Annotated in this window: 12 protein-coding genes; 7 read left to right on the top strand and 5 right to left on the bottom strand. The window is 59.1% G+C overall.

The window, feature by feature from the left end; genetic code table 11:
• The first annotated feature begins 96 nt into the window (after positions 1 to 96).
• Complete coding sequence (locus BV034_RS22060) at positions 97 to 1,008, top strand: LysR family transcriptional regulator (protein ID WP_050029140.1); 912 nt, start codon at positions 97 to 99, stop codon at positions 1,006 to 1,008.
• A gap of 31 nt (positions 1,009 to 1,039) precedes the next feature.
• Positions 1,040 to 1,711, top strand: a complete 672-nt coding sequence (locus tag BV034_RS22055; protein ID WP_050029139.1) for a hypothetical protein — start codon at positions 1,040 to 1,042, stop codon at positions 1,709 to 1,711.
• A gap of 921 nt (positions 1,712 to 2,632) precedes the next feature.
• Here the strand turns inward: BV034_RS22055 and BV034_RS22050 are convergent.
• The 3 genes from BV034_RS22050 to BV034_RS36325 form a co-directional block, all read right to left on the bottom strand.
• Positions 2,633 to 6,544 carry a HEAT repeat domain-containing protein gene (locus BV034_RS22050; RefSeq protein ID WP_265593321.1) on the bottom strand — a complete coding sequence of 1,304 codons (3,912 nt, stop codon included), beginning with the start codon at positions 6,542 to 6,544 and terminating at the stop codon, positions 2,633 to 2,635.
• Between the two features lie 283 nt (positions 6,545 to 6,827).
• Positions 6,828 to 7,052, bottom strand: a complete 225-nt coding sequence (locus BV034_RS22045) for a hypothetical protein (RefSeq protein WP_265593320.1) — start codon at positions 7,050 to 7,052, stop codon at positions 6,828 to 6,830.
• Between the two features lie 182 nt (positions 7,053 to 7,234).
• Positions 7,235 to 7,558: a hypothetical protein gene (locus tag BV034_RS36325; RefSeq protein WP_265593319.1), complete on the bottom strand. Its 324-nt coding sequence runs from the start codon at positions 7,556 to 7,558 to the stop codon at positions 7,235 to 7,237.
• Between the two features lie 213 nt (positions 7,559 to 7,771).
• On the opposite strand from BV034_RS36325, the gene BV034_RS22040 reads away from it, so the two are divergent.
• Both BV034_RS22040 and BV034_RS22035 read left to right on the top strand, forming a co-directional pair.
• Entirely contained in the window at positions 7,772 to 8,884 is a 1,113-nt protein-coding gene (locus BV034_RS22040) for a hypothetical protein (protein ID WP_050029136.1), read from the top strand.
• 20 nt (positions 8,885 to 8,904) lie between these two features.
• A complete protein-coding gene (locus BV034_RS22035; RefSeq protein WP_265593318.1) occupies positions 8,905 to 10,143 on the top strand; it encodes a PQQ-binding-like beta-propeller repeat protein in 1,239 nt (412 codons plus the stop codon).
• Between the two features lie 220 nt (positions 10,144 to 10,363).
• On the opposite strand, the gene BV034_RS22030 is transcribed toward BV034_RS22035, so the two are convergent.
• The gene (locus BV034_RS22030; protein WP_050029135.1) at positions 10,364 to 10,852 is read right to left on the bottom strand and encodes a hypothetical protein; all 489 of its coding nucleotides are present in this window, start codon (positions 10,850 to 10,852) and stop codon (positions 10,364 to 10,366) included.
• An 801-nt stretch (positions 10,853 to 11,653) separates the two neighbouring features.
• Here BV034_RS22030 and rsmA point away from each other — a divergent pair.
• Positions 11,654 to 12,958 (top strand): 16S rRNA (adenine(1518)-N(6)/adenine(1519)-N(6))-dimethyltransferase RsmA, encoded by a 1,305-nt coding sequence (gene rsmA / locus BV034_RS36320; protein ID WP_265593317.1) that lies wholly within the window; start codon positions 11,654 to 11,656, stop codon positions 12,956 to 12,958.
• Between the two features lie 305 nt (positions 12,959 to 13,263).
• Here the strand turns inward: rsmA and tnpA are convergent, their stop codons facing one another.
• Complete coding sequence (gene tnpA, locus BV034_RS22010; protein ID WP_050029132.1) at positions 13,264 to 13,719, bottom strand: IS200/IS605 family transposase; 456 nt, start codon at positions 13,717 to 13,719, stop codon at positions 13,264 to 13,266.
• 303 nt (positions 13,720 to 14,022) lie between these two features.
• Here tnpA and BV034_RS22005 point away from each other — a divergent pair, with 303 nt between their 5' ends.
• Both BV034_RS22005 and BV034_RS22000 read left to right on the top strand, forming a co-directional pair.
• Positions 14,023 to 14,916 carry a TIM barrel protein gene (locus tag BV034_RS22005; RefSeq protein WP_050029131.1) on the top strand — a complete coding sequence of 298 codons (894 nt, stop codon included), beginning with the start codon at positions 14,023 to 14,025 and terminating at the stop codon, positions 14,914 to 14,916.
• A 112-nt stretch (positions 14,917 to 15,028) separates the two neighbouring features.
• On the top strand, positions 15,029 to 15,406 hold the full coding sequence (locus BV034_RS22000; protein ID WP_050029130.1) for a hypothetical protein: 378 nt from the start codon (positions 15,029 to 15,031) through the stop codon (positions 15,404 to 15,406).
• The last annotated feature ends 326 nt before the right edge of the window (positions 15,407 to 15,732 follow it).

The raw sequence follows: 15,732 nt of genomic DNA, 5'->3' as shown, positions 1-15,732 counted from the left end.
GTTATGCGTTTTGCGTATACCCTTGAGGATGTTGAGAGCTTTTCAGAGACAGGATTGACAAGATTCTCAATGGATTAACAAGATGAGCTTCCTTCTATGATTGATTTGCTCAGGGCCTTTTTTGTGGTGTTGGAGGAGGGCAGTCTCAATCGGGCGGCGACGCGATTGCATGTGTCGCAGCCTTCTTTGTCGAGGCAGATGCAGGCTCTGGAGCATGAGATCGGGGGACCTTTGTTGGAACGTCAGGCCAGCGGTGTGAAGCCTACAGCACTGGGGCAGGCCACAGTGGCCTGCATGAAGCCGGTGCTGGAGCGATACGAGAGTGAATTGGCGGAATTGCGCCATCAGGCGCGTGGCCAGCGCTCGGAATTGCGCATCGGCTACATTGGCTCTGCGGCGCAGTTTTACCTGAACCCCGCGCTGGCAGAGCTCAGAAAACGACATCCTGAGGTGCGGGTGAAGCTGCTGGATCAAGCGCCCGGCGAGCAACTTCATGCGCTGAAGAAAGGGGAGATCGACCTGGCCCTGATCGGCCAGGAAGGCGGAGCGATGGCGGGCGAGTACTACACCAAGAAGCTCGCCACCTTGGGAGTGTGTGTGGTCCTGCCCGCTGATCACGTCCTCGCAGGCCGGCGCGAACTGTCACCGGCTGATCTGAAAAAGGAGGTTTTCATCGGCGCACCTGAAAAGGATGTCCCTGGGAGAAATCGGTGGATCGTTCGGATCTGCCGGGCGGGTGGCTTCAAGCCCAAGTTTATCGCTGATGCGGAGAGCATTGGCGAGGCTTTCTCCATGATCGCGAGCGAGGGGGCGGTGACTTTGCTGCCCGACTATTTCGCCCAGAGCCCACCGCCAGGTGTGGCATTGGTGCCGTTGATCGACAAGGCAGCCACGTGGGACCTTCTGCTACTCTGGCAGAGGGGCAAGGCGTCTGTGGTGGTGAAGGCGATGGCGGAGATTCTGGGGAAAGTGGGCGCACGCAATTCGAGCCCGGAAAAAGAGAGGTGACAGGCCGGGGCGTTGGCCGCGTAATCGTAGGATGAAGACGAACTACAGCTTTCGGCGCTGGACCCTTCAGGCTTGTTTCGTCGCATCCCTCATCCTGCCAGCCTTGGCCCAGGAGGTGCCGCCTCTGGAGAACTTGAAGGCACCAGACCGGACTTGGACGCTGTTGGAGAGGGGGACATCCGCTGCTGCGGACCAGCGCTCGCCATCGCGGCAGGGTGGAAGGTACCCCTACACGTATTCCTGGTGTGTTTTCAAGAAGGAGGTGTCAGGTGATCTGATGGCCGTGGTGGTGGATCGCTATGCCGGTATTGCCCGGGATCTGGGCACGGAATCCCATCTGCAGTCGATAGGGGATCGTTTCGTGGCCGGATATCCGATACTCACGCCTGATCGCGGACGTTTCCTGAAACCTGAAACCGGATGGTCTGTGCTCTCTCTTAAGCTACCTGTGCCGGAAAAGCTGGTGGTGCGGATGACAGACGGCAGCCGCAGGGAACAGGAGGCGCTGGAGTACATCCAGCTCTATGAGATTCCGACTGAGAAACCGGCAAAACCGGGAGATCCACAGTGGCTGATGGGGGTGGGATATGCCTACATGCAAGGTGAGCTGGCGGTGTATGTGCAGCACACTTCCAAACAGGTCATCAGCCAGGAGGAGGTGAGGGCCTACACTCAGGGGTTGTTAAGCCGCGGGAAATGGTGAGGGGGGCGAGGTTCGAGTTGTTCATGGAGCACCGGTTTGTCGTCAGGGACTTCTGACGATGTCGGGGGTGCAAGAGTATCGGACCGGCCTCCACACCTGAGATGTCATGTCATGCGGTACCCAGGGTTGACTCGCTTAGAACCTGTTTGGATAAAAACATCCGGGTGTGGCAGGTTCAATTAAGGGAATGAGATAAAAGCGGCTTCGCCGAGCCTGAGAACTGCCCCCTCCGGGTTGCGGTCCTTTTGAGTCTGGACTGCGTTGCTCATCGGTTGTGAATCTCGATTCACGCCCTCTTCGCGCCTTGTCCAGATTCAAAATGCCTCGCAACACACCCAGCGTTTTTATCCAAACAGGTTCTTAGGGCTCGTCCAACCCTGGGCTGTGATAGATATCCCCTTCGGGGATGAGCTTCCAAAAACAGGAGCCGAAGCGCTTGGGATTGCGCTCCCCGTGAATGAGCGTGGTTCCCTTGTTTTGAGCTAATCCAAAGCCCGTACGCGCTACCAAGAAGACACAAGTCCTCACCTGCACACAAGAGCTCAACCGTCAGTAGATAGAGCGAGGGACATTCTTGTCCCGGTCCCGGCCAAACGTCTCATGAGGTCTCCATTTTCCCTCTGCCCCAAACCTCCCAGCAGCATCTGTAGGGGCGACCGCCCCGGTTGCCTCAGTCAGGAGCCGCTCATGGTAAGCGGAGCGCTTGCCCTACAGCGCGCGGGGCGATGGGAATGTGGAATGGAAGCATCTCGCCAATCGCTCCTCTCGCCATCGGCGGTTGTGCAAGCACAAACCGCCGCTCCGTGGGGATCACGGTTCCTTGGAGTGTTTGATAGAAGATGGCCCGGAACAGCGACAAAAAAGGGGCAGCCATGCGTGGCTGCCCCTCGATCGACTTTCAGGTCTTCTGTCTTTCGTCTTTTAGTCTTTGGTCTTCTTGTAAGGCTTTGCTTCGAGCTTCTTGGCCTCGCCTTTCAGCGGCTTCTTGAGGGTGCTGAGCCAGGCGACGATGTCGCGAGCTTCATGGGAGTTGAGGAAGACGCTCATGGGAGGCATGGCGGAGACAGGTGGGGACGCGGCGGCGACGTCGGATTTCTTCACGCTCCAGAGGTCGGGTGCCACGAGGATCTCGTAGGCATCGGGCGTCTCGTTCTGCAGTACGCCACCCACGCTGCCGCCGCCTTTCAAAGTCAGGAAGACCATGCCATAGCCGGGGGCGACTTTGGCACCGGGATTCATGAGGGCTTCAAGGAAATAAAGCCGCTCATGCTTGGCACCCACGCCAGCCAGATTCGGGCCGGCATCGCCGCCCGCATCGTGACCGCCTTCACCGGCGCGGTGGCAGCGGAAGCACTGGGCGCTGCCGTGGCTGAAGAAGAGGCTGCCGCCCCGTTCGACATTGCCGCCGTAGAGGGCAGGCATCCATTTGGCGAGCAGGTCGGCAGGGTTGAGGCTGCTCTCGTAGGCGGTGAGGGCCGCTTTCACGGCTGGCTCATTGCGTTTGGCAGCGGCTTCCAGGATCTCAAGCTGGCTTTCCTTGTCCGACTGCGGGGTGGGGATGTCTTGCACCGCCTTGGCAATGAGCTGGGCGGCGGCATCGCCGGGGATGCCGGCTAGCACGGTCCAGGCGGACTGGCGGCGCGTCACCGACTTGGACTTCAGGGCCTGGGTGGCGCCTGCGAGGGCCTTCTCCGGGCTGGTCTTGGCCAGATCCGTGAGGGCGGCCGCGGCCACCTCGTCTGCGGAATCGGTCGAGAGTTCAACCAGCAGGGAGTCGGCATCTTGGGGCTTGCCTGCAATCCAGAGTTCCAGTGCGGTGGCGCGGGCGGCGGCAGGCAGGGTACGGGTGGTGATGATGCGGCGCAGGTCGGCTTCCGTGAAGGCGGCACGGCTCAGATGCAGATCCTCTACCAACTTCAGCGTCGGGGCCAGCAGGGCCTCCTCAGAGGCGAGAAGGGCAGGGATGCCAGCTTCCAGCACAGGCGCGACTTCCTTGGGATCACGGGCGGGCTTGGGATCCAGGCGGCCGAGTGACTGATCCACCGGGTGCGGCTGGGGCCACTGGAGGAGCAGACGCAGGGCTTCCTTGCGCTGATCGAGGTCAAACGTCTTTTGGGCAGCCAGCTTGATGAGGCGGTCGGCATTCTCCTTGCCACCGGTGCGGAAGGCAGAGTGGATGACGCGGCGCGCGATCATGGGACTGAGCTTGCGCGCCTTCGCAGCATCGGGGCCGATGTAGGCATCAAGCATGGCATTCAACGCCGGGTGGGCGGCGTCCACTTTTTCCTCGTGGATGGCGCGGATGGCTTCATCACTGATGCGGGGATCCGCATCGGCCAGGAAACTGGCGAGCGAAGAGCTGTGGAGGCGACGCAGGGCGATAACGGCTGCCATGCGGACTGCGGGCGCATTGTGCGTCTTCAGCGCTGCGAACTCGGCTTCACCACCGGCACCAAGGAGGCCCATGATGGCGGCGTGGCGCAGGTAGAGATCCGCGTCGCCGTTTTGCGCGAGCACTTCAATCAAGGGAGCCCAGGCATCCTTGGATTTCAACCGGCCAAGGGAGATGGCAGCGAACCCGCGAACACGGTTCGAGGAATCAGACAGGAGGGGGAGCAGGCTTGCGGAAGGGGTGCCCTTCACTTCGCCCAAAACATGGGCGGCCTGAGCGCGCACTTCGGCGTCCTGGTCCTTCAGCAGGGCCACCAGCGCAGTGGCGGCGGCGGCGTCACCCGACTTGCGGGCGCGGATGCCGAGACCCCAGATGCCGTGCAAGCGGGTGAGGAGATGGTCTTGGTCCTGCGTGGCCTTCACCAGCAGCGGAGTGCTGCCATCCTTGGCCGCCAGGGCGATCTGGGCGCGCAGACGGACGCGTTGGTCGGCGTGCAACAGCAGGCCAGCCAGTTCATCCTCGGAGCGCTGATTGAAGTCCTCTGACATGAGCTTGGCGACATCCGGGGTGCGACCGGCATTCTTTTCCGAATCCGCCGTGATGGCATAGATGCGACCCGCGTCATGGGATTCCCAACCGCTGATGAAGTCCGACACAAAGAGGCGGCCGTCATAGCTGTACTCCACATCCGTGGGGCAGACGCCCCAGTTGAACTTGTAGGGATCTTCAAACTTCATGCCTGCGCCATCGCGGGTGACCTTGAAGGACCAGATGCCGGAGCTGGCGGCATTGGCACGGTAGTCGCAGACGAGGAAACGGCCTTTCTCGGATTCGAGGAAACCACTGCCAGGGTGATAGGTGAGGCCGGAGGGGCCGCTGGTGATTGTGCCCACCGGGGGCACGATGTAGGCTGGCTGTGAGGGATTGCGAGTCTCCGCCATGCGCTCTGTCATCCAGGGAGAGATGGGGCGCTCTGGGAGGCCGATGTCATCGCGGAAGGTGTGCAGCGCCTGATGCTGCATGCGCCAGCCGGAGTCGGCACCTTCAATCATGTACACCACGCGGGCGGGATCGCCCTGGTCGGAGTTGTTGTCCACGCTGATGCCGTTGCCGTACTCATCAAAGGCCAGTTCCTTGGGGTTGCGCAGCCCGGTGTGCACGACTTCAAAGTTGGAGCCATCGGGCTCGAACCGGAAGATGGCTCCCTGGTCGGGAGACTTGTAGGTGACGCCTTCCTTGGTGGTGAAGCTGAAACCGCGGTCCCCCACGGTGCCATAGATGCGGCCATCCATGCCGAGCACGAACCCGTTGAGATCATGGCCGGAGAGTGAAACTCGTACACCGAAGCCATCTTCGATCACGTCGCGTTGGTCTGCCTTGCCATCGCCATCCTTGTCCAGGAGGGAGTAGATCTTGGGGATGCAGGCAAAATAAACGCGCCCTTCATGGGCGAAGACGCCAGCGGCCGTGCCGTCTAGCAGATCATTGAAGCCATCCGCATAGACCGTCATCTTGTCGGCCTTGCCGTCGCCGTTCTCATCCACCAGCTTGCGGATGACCTCGGACTTCTCCGTCATGGATTCCAGCGGGACCTTGGCCTTCCACTTCTCGTGCATGGCGCGGCGATCCGCGGTGGTCTGCGAGGCAATGTCGTCAAGGTACCAGTAGCGGTTGTTCCGGTCGTCATGAATGCCGAAACGGAAGCGGTGGGTCTCCGCCACATACAGGGCACCCTTTTCGTCAAAGGCGAAGGCCGTAGGGCTCGTTACTTTTTCACCCTCATGGGTGGCAAAAATCTGAATACTCGTGCCCTTGGGGATGCTGTTGCCGGGAATGACTGGGGTGGAGACCAGTTCGATGCCGTTCTCGTCCGCTCCGGCCTTCTTGGGCGACGCCACCTTGATGACGAAATTCTTGTCATTGGAGAAGACGAATTCGTCCGCCACGATCAGGCCCCAGCCTCCCGTGGCCTGATCGACAATGCGCAGCTGGGCCTTCTTGCCCTGCCAAGGGCTGAGATCCCAGGTGACCTGCCGAAGCTGCAGACTGTTCTGGCCCGTGGCCTCTTGAACGACCTTGCCATCCACCAGGAGCTGGACGGCGGTCTTGCCGGGCTGATTGCCACCAGCCACGAGGAAATGCAGGTGGCCACCCGTGAGCGCAATCTCCGGAGAGGTGAGAGCACCGGTGGCGGGGTCTCCTCCATGGCCGGAACAGGCAAAGGCATGCCCGGCAAAGCCGGTGACGGTGCCATTCATGCCGGGAACTTTGCCAGCGGCCGGGCCACGGCCAAAGGCGGAGCCGTCTTCGGTCCAGGTATCAAAGCCATCTCCTTCAAAGGAGAAGTTGGCGCCGGAAGGAGAACTGGCCGGGGCTGAGAGGAGGGAGGTGGTCGTCAGCAGGGCGCTGAGCGCGGGCAGGAGCTTGAAACGGCGGGACAAGGCGGGACGGATGTAAGTGTGTTGGACAGAGAACGAGGCACTGAATTGAATGAGCCGCCGGACGGTCGGAAGCGGGAACTGGAGGAAACGCAAATTCAGTGGAAATCAAACGTCCTCAGACACCGAATGTGGACTTTTTCGGGCAAATTCTGAGGCTCAAAAGGCGAAAATGAAGGCAATTTCAGGCAAACTTGAGGGTTCGCTCTGATCGTGGATCAGGGCAGGCGCTGGTCGAGCCTGAAGGAGTTGCAAGGGGGCCTCGTGGGAAGTCGAGGCCTTTCTTTCATTCCGGCATCATGCGCTCGATCGATTGAGCCTCGATGGCTTCCGGGACAACGGGGGCTGCGGAGATGGCCTGTGGCGCGATCACTTGTGCTGGAATCTCTGTCGGCAATATCAAGTGGGTAGGCACCGGATCGGCCTGAATCGGATCAGGGAGAATCGGCATGCTTTCGAGGTCAATCGGCACGGTTTTCTCGGCGTTCACCAACTGAGCCGCGATCTGCATGGGCACCACCTCGCCAGGCGCAATGGGAGCTGCTTCCACGGGCAATGGGGAGATGGGAACCGGCTCGATCATTGTGGATATTCTAACGCTGAATGCCGATGCGACAATAGGTCTGAAGAGCTTGGGGAGGGCGGCATGCCAACCAGGCAAGGGGCGTTGGGACGGAGAACAATGGGCAACATCTATGGCATGCGCTCAAGGAAACGATAGTAGGCGAGCCAGAGTGCCGTGAATCCTGCTGAAACACCGAGTGCCGTAACAAGCAATACGGGGGAACATCGTCCTCGCAATGTGAGCCAGCCATACTGAAAAACGGTGAACAGCAAAGTTAAAGCTGACACCGCGGCCAGACCCAGACCTCCGGCCCAGAAGATTTGTGCAATCTCGCCAGATCCAAAAATCATGGAGGGGTAGTTCAGCCAGCATCCGCCGAGAGCGAGTGACAGCGTGAAGGCCGCGAAAGTCAGCGGTTTTGGTGATGCTCTATAAGGTTCAGTTGCATTCATGACGTCTCAAATGTCAGGTTTTTGAGTGGATGAAGTCGTGTCTTCCTGGTCATCTGCTTTCATTTGTCCGGCAACACGATGCTGCTGGCCATGAGATCTGATGGATTTTTGGACTAGACGGCACGGGTGCTGGAGGATGCGTCAATTGATCAAACTCCAGAAATGAGAGGTGACATTTTGGCGTAGATTCTGGCAGACTTGCCCCGCTTTGCCATGATCCTGCGTACCTCCTGCTTGCTGCTGTTCATTTCTGCCTCGCTTGCGCAGGCGGATGTCGCTTCGTCCGTCAAAGCCATCCTGGCCGTGGGCCGGGAGGGGCAGGGCAATGAGGAGGCAAGTGTGGCGTGGCGAGAGCTGGTGAAAGCGGGCCCAGAAGGGCTGCTTGCCATTGTAGAGGGGGCTGGCAAGGGCAACGTGGTGGCGGACAATTGGCTGCGGATGGCTGCGACAGTGATTGCAGACGAAGCCCTGGAGGCCAAGAAGCCTTTGCCCGTAGCGGAGTTGGAGAGCTTTCTGCGGGACACCCACCATGCCTCATCTGCCCGGTCGATCGCGTTTGACGTCATTCAGCACGCGGATCAGGCCAAGGCGAATGCCATTGAGCCGACCCTGATCAGTGATCCCGCCCAGGAACTGCGACGCGGTGCCGTGCAGCGTTTGATCGTGGCAGGGAAGGAAAAGGCGGACGCCAAAGACGAAGCGGCCGCAAAAAGCACCTATCAGGCGGCGCTGGATGCGGCACGGGATGAGGACCAGGTGAAAGTGATCGCGGAAGCGCTGACGAAGCTGGGTGTGGAGGTGGATCTACCCAGGCACTTTGGCTTCATCACGAAATGGAACGTAATTGGGCCGTTCGACAATGCGCAGCGGGCAGGGTTTGACGCGGTGTATCCGCCGGAAAAGGAGATCAAGCTCGATGCGAAGTACGCGGGCAAAGGGGCGGAAGTGGCCTGGCAGCCCTTTGAAACCAAGCATGAGTACGGCAAGCTGGATTTCAATAAACCGCTCACGATGCTGAAAGACGCCACGGCTTACGCAGTGAGCACGTTTGATTCAACGACCGATCGTGAGGCCGAAATCCGCTTGGGTTGCAAAAACGGCTGGAAGGTGTGGCTCAATGGAGAGCTGCTGTTTGGGCGGGACGAGTACCATCGGGGAGCGCAGATGGACCAGTACACCCTGAAGTGCCGGCTTAAGAAGGGTGCCAACACCATCTTGGTGAAGTGCTGCCAGAATGAGCAGAAAGAGCAATGGACCGTGGAATGGGAGTTTCAACTCCGGGTCTGTGATGCGGCCGGAACCGCGATCCTCGCGAGCAATCCTTGAACCCTTTTTTTTGAGTACCGATGACCCATAAAGTTTCCTCGATCTCGAAGGCCGCGTTTGTGTCGGGCCTGCTGGCCATGGCAGAACCAGCCTGTGTCTGGGCGTCCGATTGGCCCCAGTTCCGCGGACCCAACAGCGCTGCCTATCTCGCCGGGGCGCAGATGCCAGCTGCCCCCAAGGTGGAGTGGTCTGCAGAGCTCCCCGGGAGGGGGCTGTCGAGCCCCATCATCGTGGGGGACAGGGTGTATGTCACCGCTTCCAGCGGGCCCAAGCAGGAGCGATTGCACGTCATCGCCTTCAGCGCCAAGGACGGAAGCAAGGTCTGGGAACGTCACCTGCGTGCCACCGGCCGGACCATGAGCCATGGCAAGACCTGCGTGGCTGCTCCGACGCCGTGCAGTGATGGCAAACGGGTGGTCGCGCTCTGGTCGTCGAATGATCTGGCCGCATTTGATCTGGAGGGAAACCTGCTTTGGGTTCGAGGGCTCACGGTGGACTACGCGAATGCCAGCAACAGTCTGGGCATGTCGTCCTCACCCATCATCGTGGGGGAGACCGTGGTGACCGTCATTGAGAATGACAGCGAGAGCTACACCCTGGGCATCGATGTGACCACGGGGCGCAATCTGTGGAAGCTGGAACGCCCCAAGGCGGCCAACTGGAGCAGCCCCATCGTGTGGCAGCCGGATGCTGAGAGTGCCCCAGTGGCCGTGCTCCAGTGCAAAGATGGGCTAATGGGCGTGGACCCCGCCACTGGGAGCCGCCTTTGGGAGTACAAGGACGGGGCTTCCACCATGTCCTCCAGCGTCGTGGCCAATGGCGTTATTTATGCGGCTTCCAAAGGCATCACCGCCATCCAACCAGCCAAGACGGGAGGCGACCCCGCCCAGATCTGGCGGTCGGAGCAGATGAATGCCGCCACGGGCAGTCCGGTGGTGATGGGGGACAAAGTCTATATCATTAACAGCGCTGGGGTGCTGGCCGTGGCGGATGCCAAGACTGGCGAGCGTGGGTGGAAACTCCGTCTCAAAGGACCCTTCAGCGGATCACCCGTGGGCGCGGGCAACTTGCTGGCCGCAGTTGGTGAGAAAGGTTTGCTGCAGATCGTGGATGTTACTGCGCCAGAGGGCGCGGTGGTGGGCTCCTTGGATTTCAAAGATGAACTGGCGGAGAAGGAGCTGATCCTGTGCACGCCGTCGCTGAGTGGCGGGAAGATTTTCGTGCGCAGTGACCGGAAGCTTTGGAAGGTGGGCGGCTAAATCAGTGGTTCAGTGAATCAGTGATTCGGTAAGTCAGTAAAGCGGGCGATGGGCGGGAACTGGTGAGCGTGGAGGCGCAAACCTCTTCTGACGTCGATTTCGGGGTAGTCCGACGGTCCCCGTCGGCTCAGTCGCCGCAGGACCAGAGCACTTCCTGCCTTCCCATAAGAATGGACATCGGCGGATAAGCAAGGCTGCTCCCTCTTGCTTGTTCGCAGTGCTATTTGCGCCGATAGTGAATCGATTTCAGGTTGTGCTTCTTCTGAGAGGGGGTGCAAAAAAATCGCCCGGTCGTAGTATTGAAGTGGAGACGCCAATCAGAAATCCAGTAGCTCTCGCCAGTGTCGGTTCCGTGAAGGCTGAACTCGAAGCATTTGCCGTCTTCGCCCCAAGAAAGAAACTCGACTCCGTCATGATACAGAGCGATTTCAAGCTGGGTGTTTTGTTGGAAAAATTTCCACGCTGCATCGGAAAAGGGAAGGGACGGTGAAGTGAGCGTTGTGAGACGGAACACTCCATCGGAGTCGCGGGCAAAGAGCGTTCCATAGTTGTCACCGCTCCCTGTTTTCTGAACGTGAAAAATGTACTGCTCATTGGGCGAGATCTGGAAGAGACCTGGCCAATTCAGCTCTCCTTCGTGACAGAGGACCAAGCGGTAGGAAGGCTTACCATTTGCGGGAACGATCCAACTCTGCCAGAGCCGGGGCATGGAATCGCTATCCCCTCTTCGGTGTGAGAACGTTGTTCGATGCGGAACGTGTGTTTGGGCGACCAACCACCCTCGGATGGGCTGCTCTTGGTCTCGCCAGCTGGAAGCGCTGTCACCATCAACGCGAACACTGAGGTTCCGAATCGAAGGATCGACTTCATCATGGTGCTTGTGCCTTCACGTGCCTGAATCATGCGAACTGGATTTCGGATGGATCTTGAAGTTCTGAGCATAGAGTCCTTTGTCGTCCCTTCGGACTTGAACTTCCAAGTCCCATTCCAGGGATGCTGCATCCTGTTCTTTTGGTTGAGACCTCAGTCTGTGGTAACAACGCGCTTGAAGCACATCTCCGAACAAGAGATGACAATGCACGTAAACTGTCGTCAGCTTGGCCCTGCCAACGGCTCCCAGGGTGGGACCTGGCCTGGATTCGCTGTTCGCCCAAAATACAATTGGAGCCGTCACCGGATTTCCTTGGTCACCGTAGGTTTCGATTTGAGGACGAATTACCTCCCATGCGAGGAATTCGGAGACATCTCGTGGAGGAAAGACTTCCGGGATGGCGGGCATCTGGGCGGGCTTCTGGTTCGGCAAACATACTGCCGGACTGCAGGCGTGCTGAGAAAATCAGTCATCCAGTCACTTGCTGTCTTGGCAGGTTCTTTGCATGAGATGGTGGCCGAAAAACGCAGAGGATGGCCGAATCGATCTCGCGATACTTCCGAACAAAGGGGCGGCGGCGACCCCGGCCGTGGAGAGCTCATTGCACGCTAGCGCCGGATGCGCTATGTCCTCCGCGACATGGCATCCTCCTTTGCACCCAAGAAAAGCCTCGGCCAGAACTTCCTGCACGACGTGGGAATCGCGAAATGGATCGCGGACGAGATCCGGCCTGACGGCGCACCGCTGGTCGTGGAGATTGGTCCGGGGCAGGGGGCGATGACGACGCATCTGGTGGGCCGGGCGGCGAAGACCCTGCTGTTGGAGAAGGACAACACCCTGGCGGCAGATCTGAAGGCGAAATTTGACGGGCGTGAAGATGTGGAGGTCTGGCACGGGGATGCGACCCGGTTTGATCTGCGCCCGCTGTTCAAGTTTGGCGGCGTGAAGGTAATCGGTAACCTGCCCTACTCGATGGGGGGCGAGATCCTGCGCCATGTGCTGACGCCACCCACTCCGGTGACTGAGGCGGTGTTCATGCTCCAGAAGGAGGTGTGCCAGCGTCTTGCGGCGGATCAGGAGGACGACGCCTATGGCGGTCTGAGCCTGGTAGTGCAGCATGACTGGGAGGTTGAGATTCGGCGCATCATTCCGCCGGAGGTCTTCAAGCCCCGCCCCAAGGTGGATTCCGCGATTGTGCGCCTCACGCCGCGGCCTCCGGGGGATCTGCCCGTGCATGATCGGGCGTTGTTTGACCGCCTTGTGCGCATGGGATTTTCCCAGCGTCGCAAGCAGTTGAAGAATCTCTTGCCGGAATGTCCCGGCGGGTGGGACAGCCTGATGGGCAGCCTGAGCAAGCCGCTTACCGTTCGGGCCGAGGAACTAACGCTTTGGGACTGGGTGGCGTTGACCCGGCACTATGAAGGGCGTCATGAGGAAGATCGCGGGCAGAAGGCGACGGAAATCTTTGATGTGGTGGATGAGAACAACGTGGTGATTGGCCAGGCTCCGCGTGGCGAGGTGCATGCCAAGGGGTTGAAGCACCGGGCGGTGCATATCTTTGTCTTCAACAAGCACGGCGAACTCTGGCTGCAGAAGCGCTCACATTTGAAGGACGTGCATCCTTTGACGTGGGATAGCAGTGCCGCAGGGCATCTGGACGCCGGAGAGGACTATGCTACTTCAGCCGCCCGCGAGCTGAAGGAAGAGATCGGGATCAGCGCGCCGACGCGGTGTGTGGCCACGATCCCGGCCTGCGAAGCTACGGGGCAGGAGTTTGTGGAGCTGCACGTGGCTGAACACAATGGGCCCATGAAATATGCGCCGGATGAGATCACCACGGGATTGTTTTTCCGGGTGGAGGAAATTCAGGCTTGGATCGAGGCCCGGCCGCAGGATTTTGCGAGCGGGTTCATTGAGTGTTTTGCGCGGTGGCGGGCGTTGTGAGGAACAGGCAGAAGACGGACAGACGAAAGACCAAAGACATGAGTGTGGGCATTTGGCTTGGCGTCTCCAAGGTGGCGGCTCGTTCTTTGCTGACTCTGGGCGATTTTGTGCCACGCCGTTGGCGTGAGAGCGTTCGTTTCAACCTGTCCGCAGGCATCCAAGCCTGCGAGTGATTCGACGCCAAAGGCGTCATACATGTTAGCACAGGGTAAGGCGAGGAACGAGCCGCCACCCTGGGTATTTGCAGGGAGGAGCCGGAACTCCAAAGGAGTTCTACAGACCGGGCAAATGCCGCAGGGGCACCTTCAATCCCAGACATATCGCTCGTCCCATTGAAGGCCGCTCTTTTTGAGCAGCTTTCGAAATTCATCCTGAAAGGACATCTTCTGGTGATGCTCAGCTTGATTGCGGATGTAGTGTGCGACCGTGTCTACGAGGGAGTGACTAACGGAAAAGGCACCATAGCCGGATTGCCAGTGGAACTCGGATAATCGAGGCGCTTCCTCTCGAATCCATTTGGTTGACTCTCTCTTGATGTCACGAACCACATCCGAGAGAGCCTTGGTCCGCGCGAGTTGTAGGAGAATGTGCACGTGATCTGCAATGCCACCGACAATGATGGCGGGCGAATCTAGGTTTTTGCATGTCCCGGCAACGTAAGCATGAACACGCTTTTGAAGCTCCGTGTCTTGGAGAAACGATTTTCGATCTTTGGTGGAAAAGACCAAGTGGACGTAGTTCTGACTGAGGGATTGGGGCATGGGTGTGAAGGTTTACTGCTATGCATAGAGTGAATCAAACAGGTGATTGGTCAGCTTGTAGAACTCCGTTGGAGTTCGAGCTTCCTGACCGGGCTACCCCCGGGGTGGCGGCTCGTTCCTCGCCTTACCCCGGGCTATTTTGTGTGACGCCCTTGGCGTCCATTCGGCAGACCAGAGCGCCGAATTGGGATCGCTTGGGGGCATCCTGTGGCCCGCGTGGGCGCCGAGTGGATGGATCGCTTGCTCCACCGCACTCTTTTGCCCGACGTTGACAGTTTGCCCTCGGCCTGTCAGCTTCGCGGCATGAGCATCCGCACGCGTCGCCAATTTCTGCATCAGTCTGTCGCTACTGCCGCCGGGGCCTTGGGGCTGTCCGCTTTTGCCCAGCAGTTGAAGCCGCAGGGGGAGAACATCTCCTTTGGTCTGGTGACCTATATGTGGGGCGCAGAGTGGGATATTCCCACGATCATCGCGAACCTCACCCAGCTCGGCATCTCCGGCGTGGAACTGCGTGTCGATCACGCGCACAAGGTGTCGCCGACGTTGAGCCCGGAGCAGCGGAGCGAGGTGAAGAAGCAGTTCACTGATGGTGGCATCGAGATCGTGGGTATGGGGACGAATGCGGCCTTTGATTCTCCTGACAAAGGCAAGCTTCTGACGAACCTGGATGTGGCCAAGCAGTACATCAAACTCAGCCACGACATTGGCGGCAGTGGTGTGAAGGTGAAGCCGGATCAGCTTCATGAAAAGGAAGGCGTGGCGAAAGAGAAGACCTTGGAGCAGATCGGCAAGTCGCTAGCGGAACTCGGAGACTTTGCGCTTGGCTTTGGTCAGGAGATTCGTCTGGAGGTGCACGGCCAGGTGACCGCGCTGCCGGACATCAAGAAAGTCATGGAGATCGCTTCCGCAGACAACGTGCGCGTTTGTTGGAACTCGAACCCGGCCGATCTTGAGGGCGAAGGTCTGGAGAAGAACTTCGCGCTCGTGAAGGAGTATTTGGGCAAGACGACCCACGTCCGTCCGCTGGGCGATGAGAAGTACCCCTTCGCCAAGTTGATCAAGCTGCTGACGGAAGCTGATTATGAAGGCTGGGTGCTCATGGAGGCCAACACGAAGGTGGAGGACAAGGTCAAGGCGCTGGGCGAACAGAAGGCGTTGTTCGACAAGTATCTGGCGGATGCGCGGAAGGTGTCGTGATGTCGAAATGAGATGGTAGGACCTGCCCCTCGCTTCTTGTCAGCGAGAGAGTGGGCATACAGGGTAGGCCGTCCTTTGCGTCTTCGGTTGCAAGGCTTGCCATTGGATTCTTATGCCTCCAACGATCCATGTGTTTTCAGGCCGGTTTCTTTCCAGGAGCGAGGCTTGTCGCTATACCGAGCGCCAGTGGCAGGATGTGGTTGATGACAACAATGACGCTGACTGCACTTGGCTCCTGAGTGATGATTTGGGGGTAGGGGGACTGAATTCCGACTTTATAGAGACCATTTTTGGAGGGGACTTGGTGGAATATCTGGAGAGCCAACTGAGAAATGAGGAGGACAGAGCCAAGCTCCGCGAGGAGCTTTCAATAGGGGCTGATACACTCGTCCTCATCATGAGCCCGGCGCTTCGGGACAATAAGGCGAAACTCTCCTCTGTTTCGAAACTGCAATACCACGGGCAGTTTCAATGGTGGCTTGGCGACTAGTGCATAGTAGTCCAGTAGGGTTAGGTCGAAAGGCGTGCCGTTACATCCTGGTTCTCCTGTAGCAATGTAATTGGGAGTGTCGGACTCTGTGCCAGGGGGGAGATAGGGGGCTGACAACGAGCCAGACCGCCGCAACTCCTTCGGAGTAGGTGATGCTATTGCGGAACCCACCGTAGACTCGCTGGAAGCTCGTCAACGTTGGGCTTGTAGCCGCATCCTCTTCGAGGAAGAGCTTCGGTTCGCCGGGGGTGAGTTTTTGCGTGTTCGGGATCATTGGCAGGGGTAGGGGTGTGATGAGCGCTTCGAACGTGCGTCAGAGACTCTGT

This window comes from Verrucomicrobium sp. BvORR034 (assembly GCF_000739635.1).
GTDB lineage: Bacteria > Verrucomicrobiota > Verrucomicrobiia > Verrucomicrobiales > Verrucomicrobiaceae > Verrucomicrobium.
The sequence above is the reverse complement of the archived record's forward strand: the minus strand, read 5'-3'. Positions and strand labels throughout refer to the sequence as shown.

Excerpts from the sequence above, each read along its gene's own strand:
- BV034_RS22035 (WP_265593318.1), top strand. The coding sequence starts at position 8,905 with ATGACCCATAAAGTTTCCTCGATCTCGAAGGCCGCGTTTGTGTCGGGC.
- BV034_RS36325 (WP_265593319.1), bottom strand. The coding sequence starts at position 7,558 with ATGAATGCAACTGAACCTTATAGAGCATCACCAAAACCGCTGACTTTC.
- BV034_RS22000 (WP_050029130.1), top strand. The coding sequence starts at position 15,029 with ATGCCTCCAACGATCCATGTGTTTTCAGGCCGGTTTCTTTCCAGGAGC.
- BV034_RS22040 (WP_050029136.1), top strand. The coding sequence starts at position 7,772 with ATGATCCTGCGTACCTCCTGCTTGCTGCTGTTCATTTCTGCCTCGCTT.
- rsmA (WP_265593317.1), top strand. The coding sequence starts at position 11,654 with ATGGCATCCTCCTTTGCACCCAAGAAAAGCCTCGGCCAGAACTTCCTG.
- BV034_RS22045 (WP_265593320.1), bottom strand. The coding sequence starts at position 7,052 with ATGCAGATCGCGGCTCAGTTGGTGAACGCCGAGAAAACCGTGCCGATT.
- BV034_RS22055 (WP_050029139.1), top strand. The coding sequence starts at position 1,040 with ATGAAGACGAACTACAGCTTTCGGCGCTGGACCCTTCAGGCTTGTTTC.
- tnpA (WP_050029132.1), bottom strand. The coding sequence starts at position 13,719 with ATGCCCCAATCCCTCAGTCAGAACTACGTCCACTTGGTCTTTTCCACC.
- BV034_RS22005 (WP_050029131.1), top strand. The coding sequence starts at position 14,023 with ATGAGCATCCGCACGCGTCGCCAATTTCTGCATCAGTCTGTCGCTACT.
- BV034_RS22060 (WP_050029140.1), top strand. The coding sequence starts at position 97 with ATGATTGATTTGCTCAGGGCCTTTTTTGTGGTGTTGGAGGAGGGCAGT.
- BV034_RS22030 (WP_050029135.1), bottom strand. The coding sequence starts at position 10,852 with ATGCCCCGGCTCTGGCAGAGTTGGATCGTTCCCGCAAATGGTAAGCCT.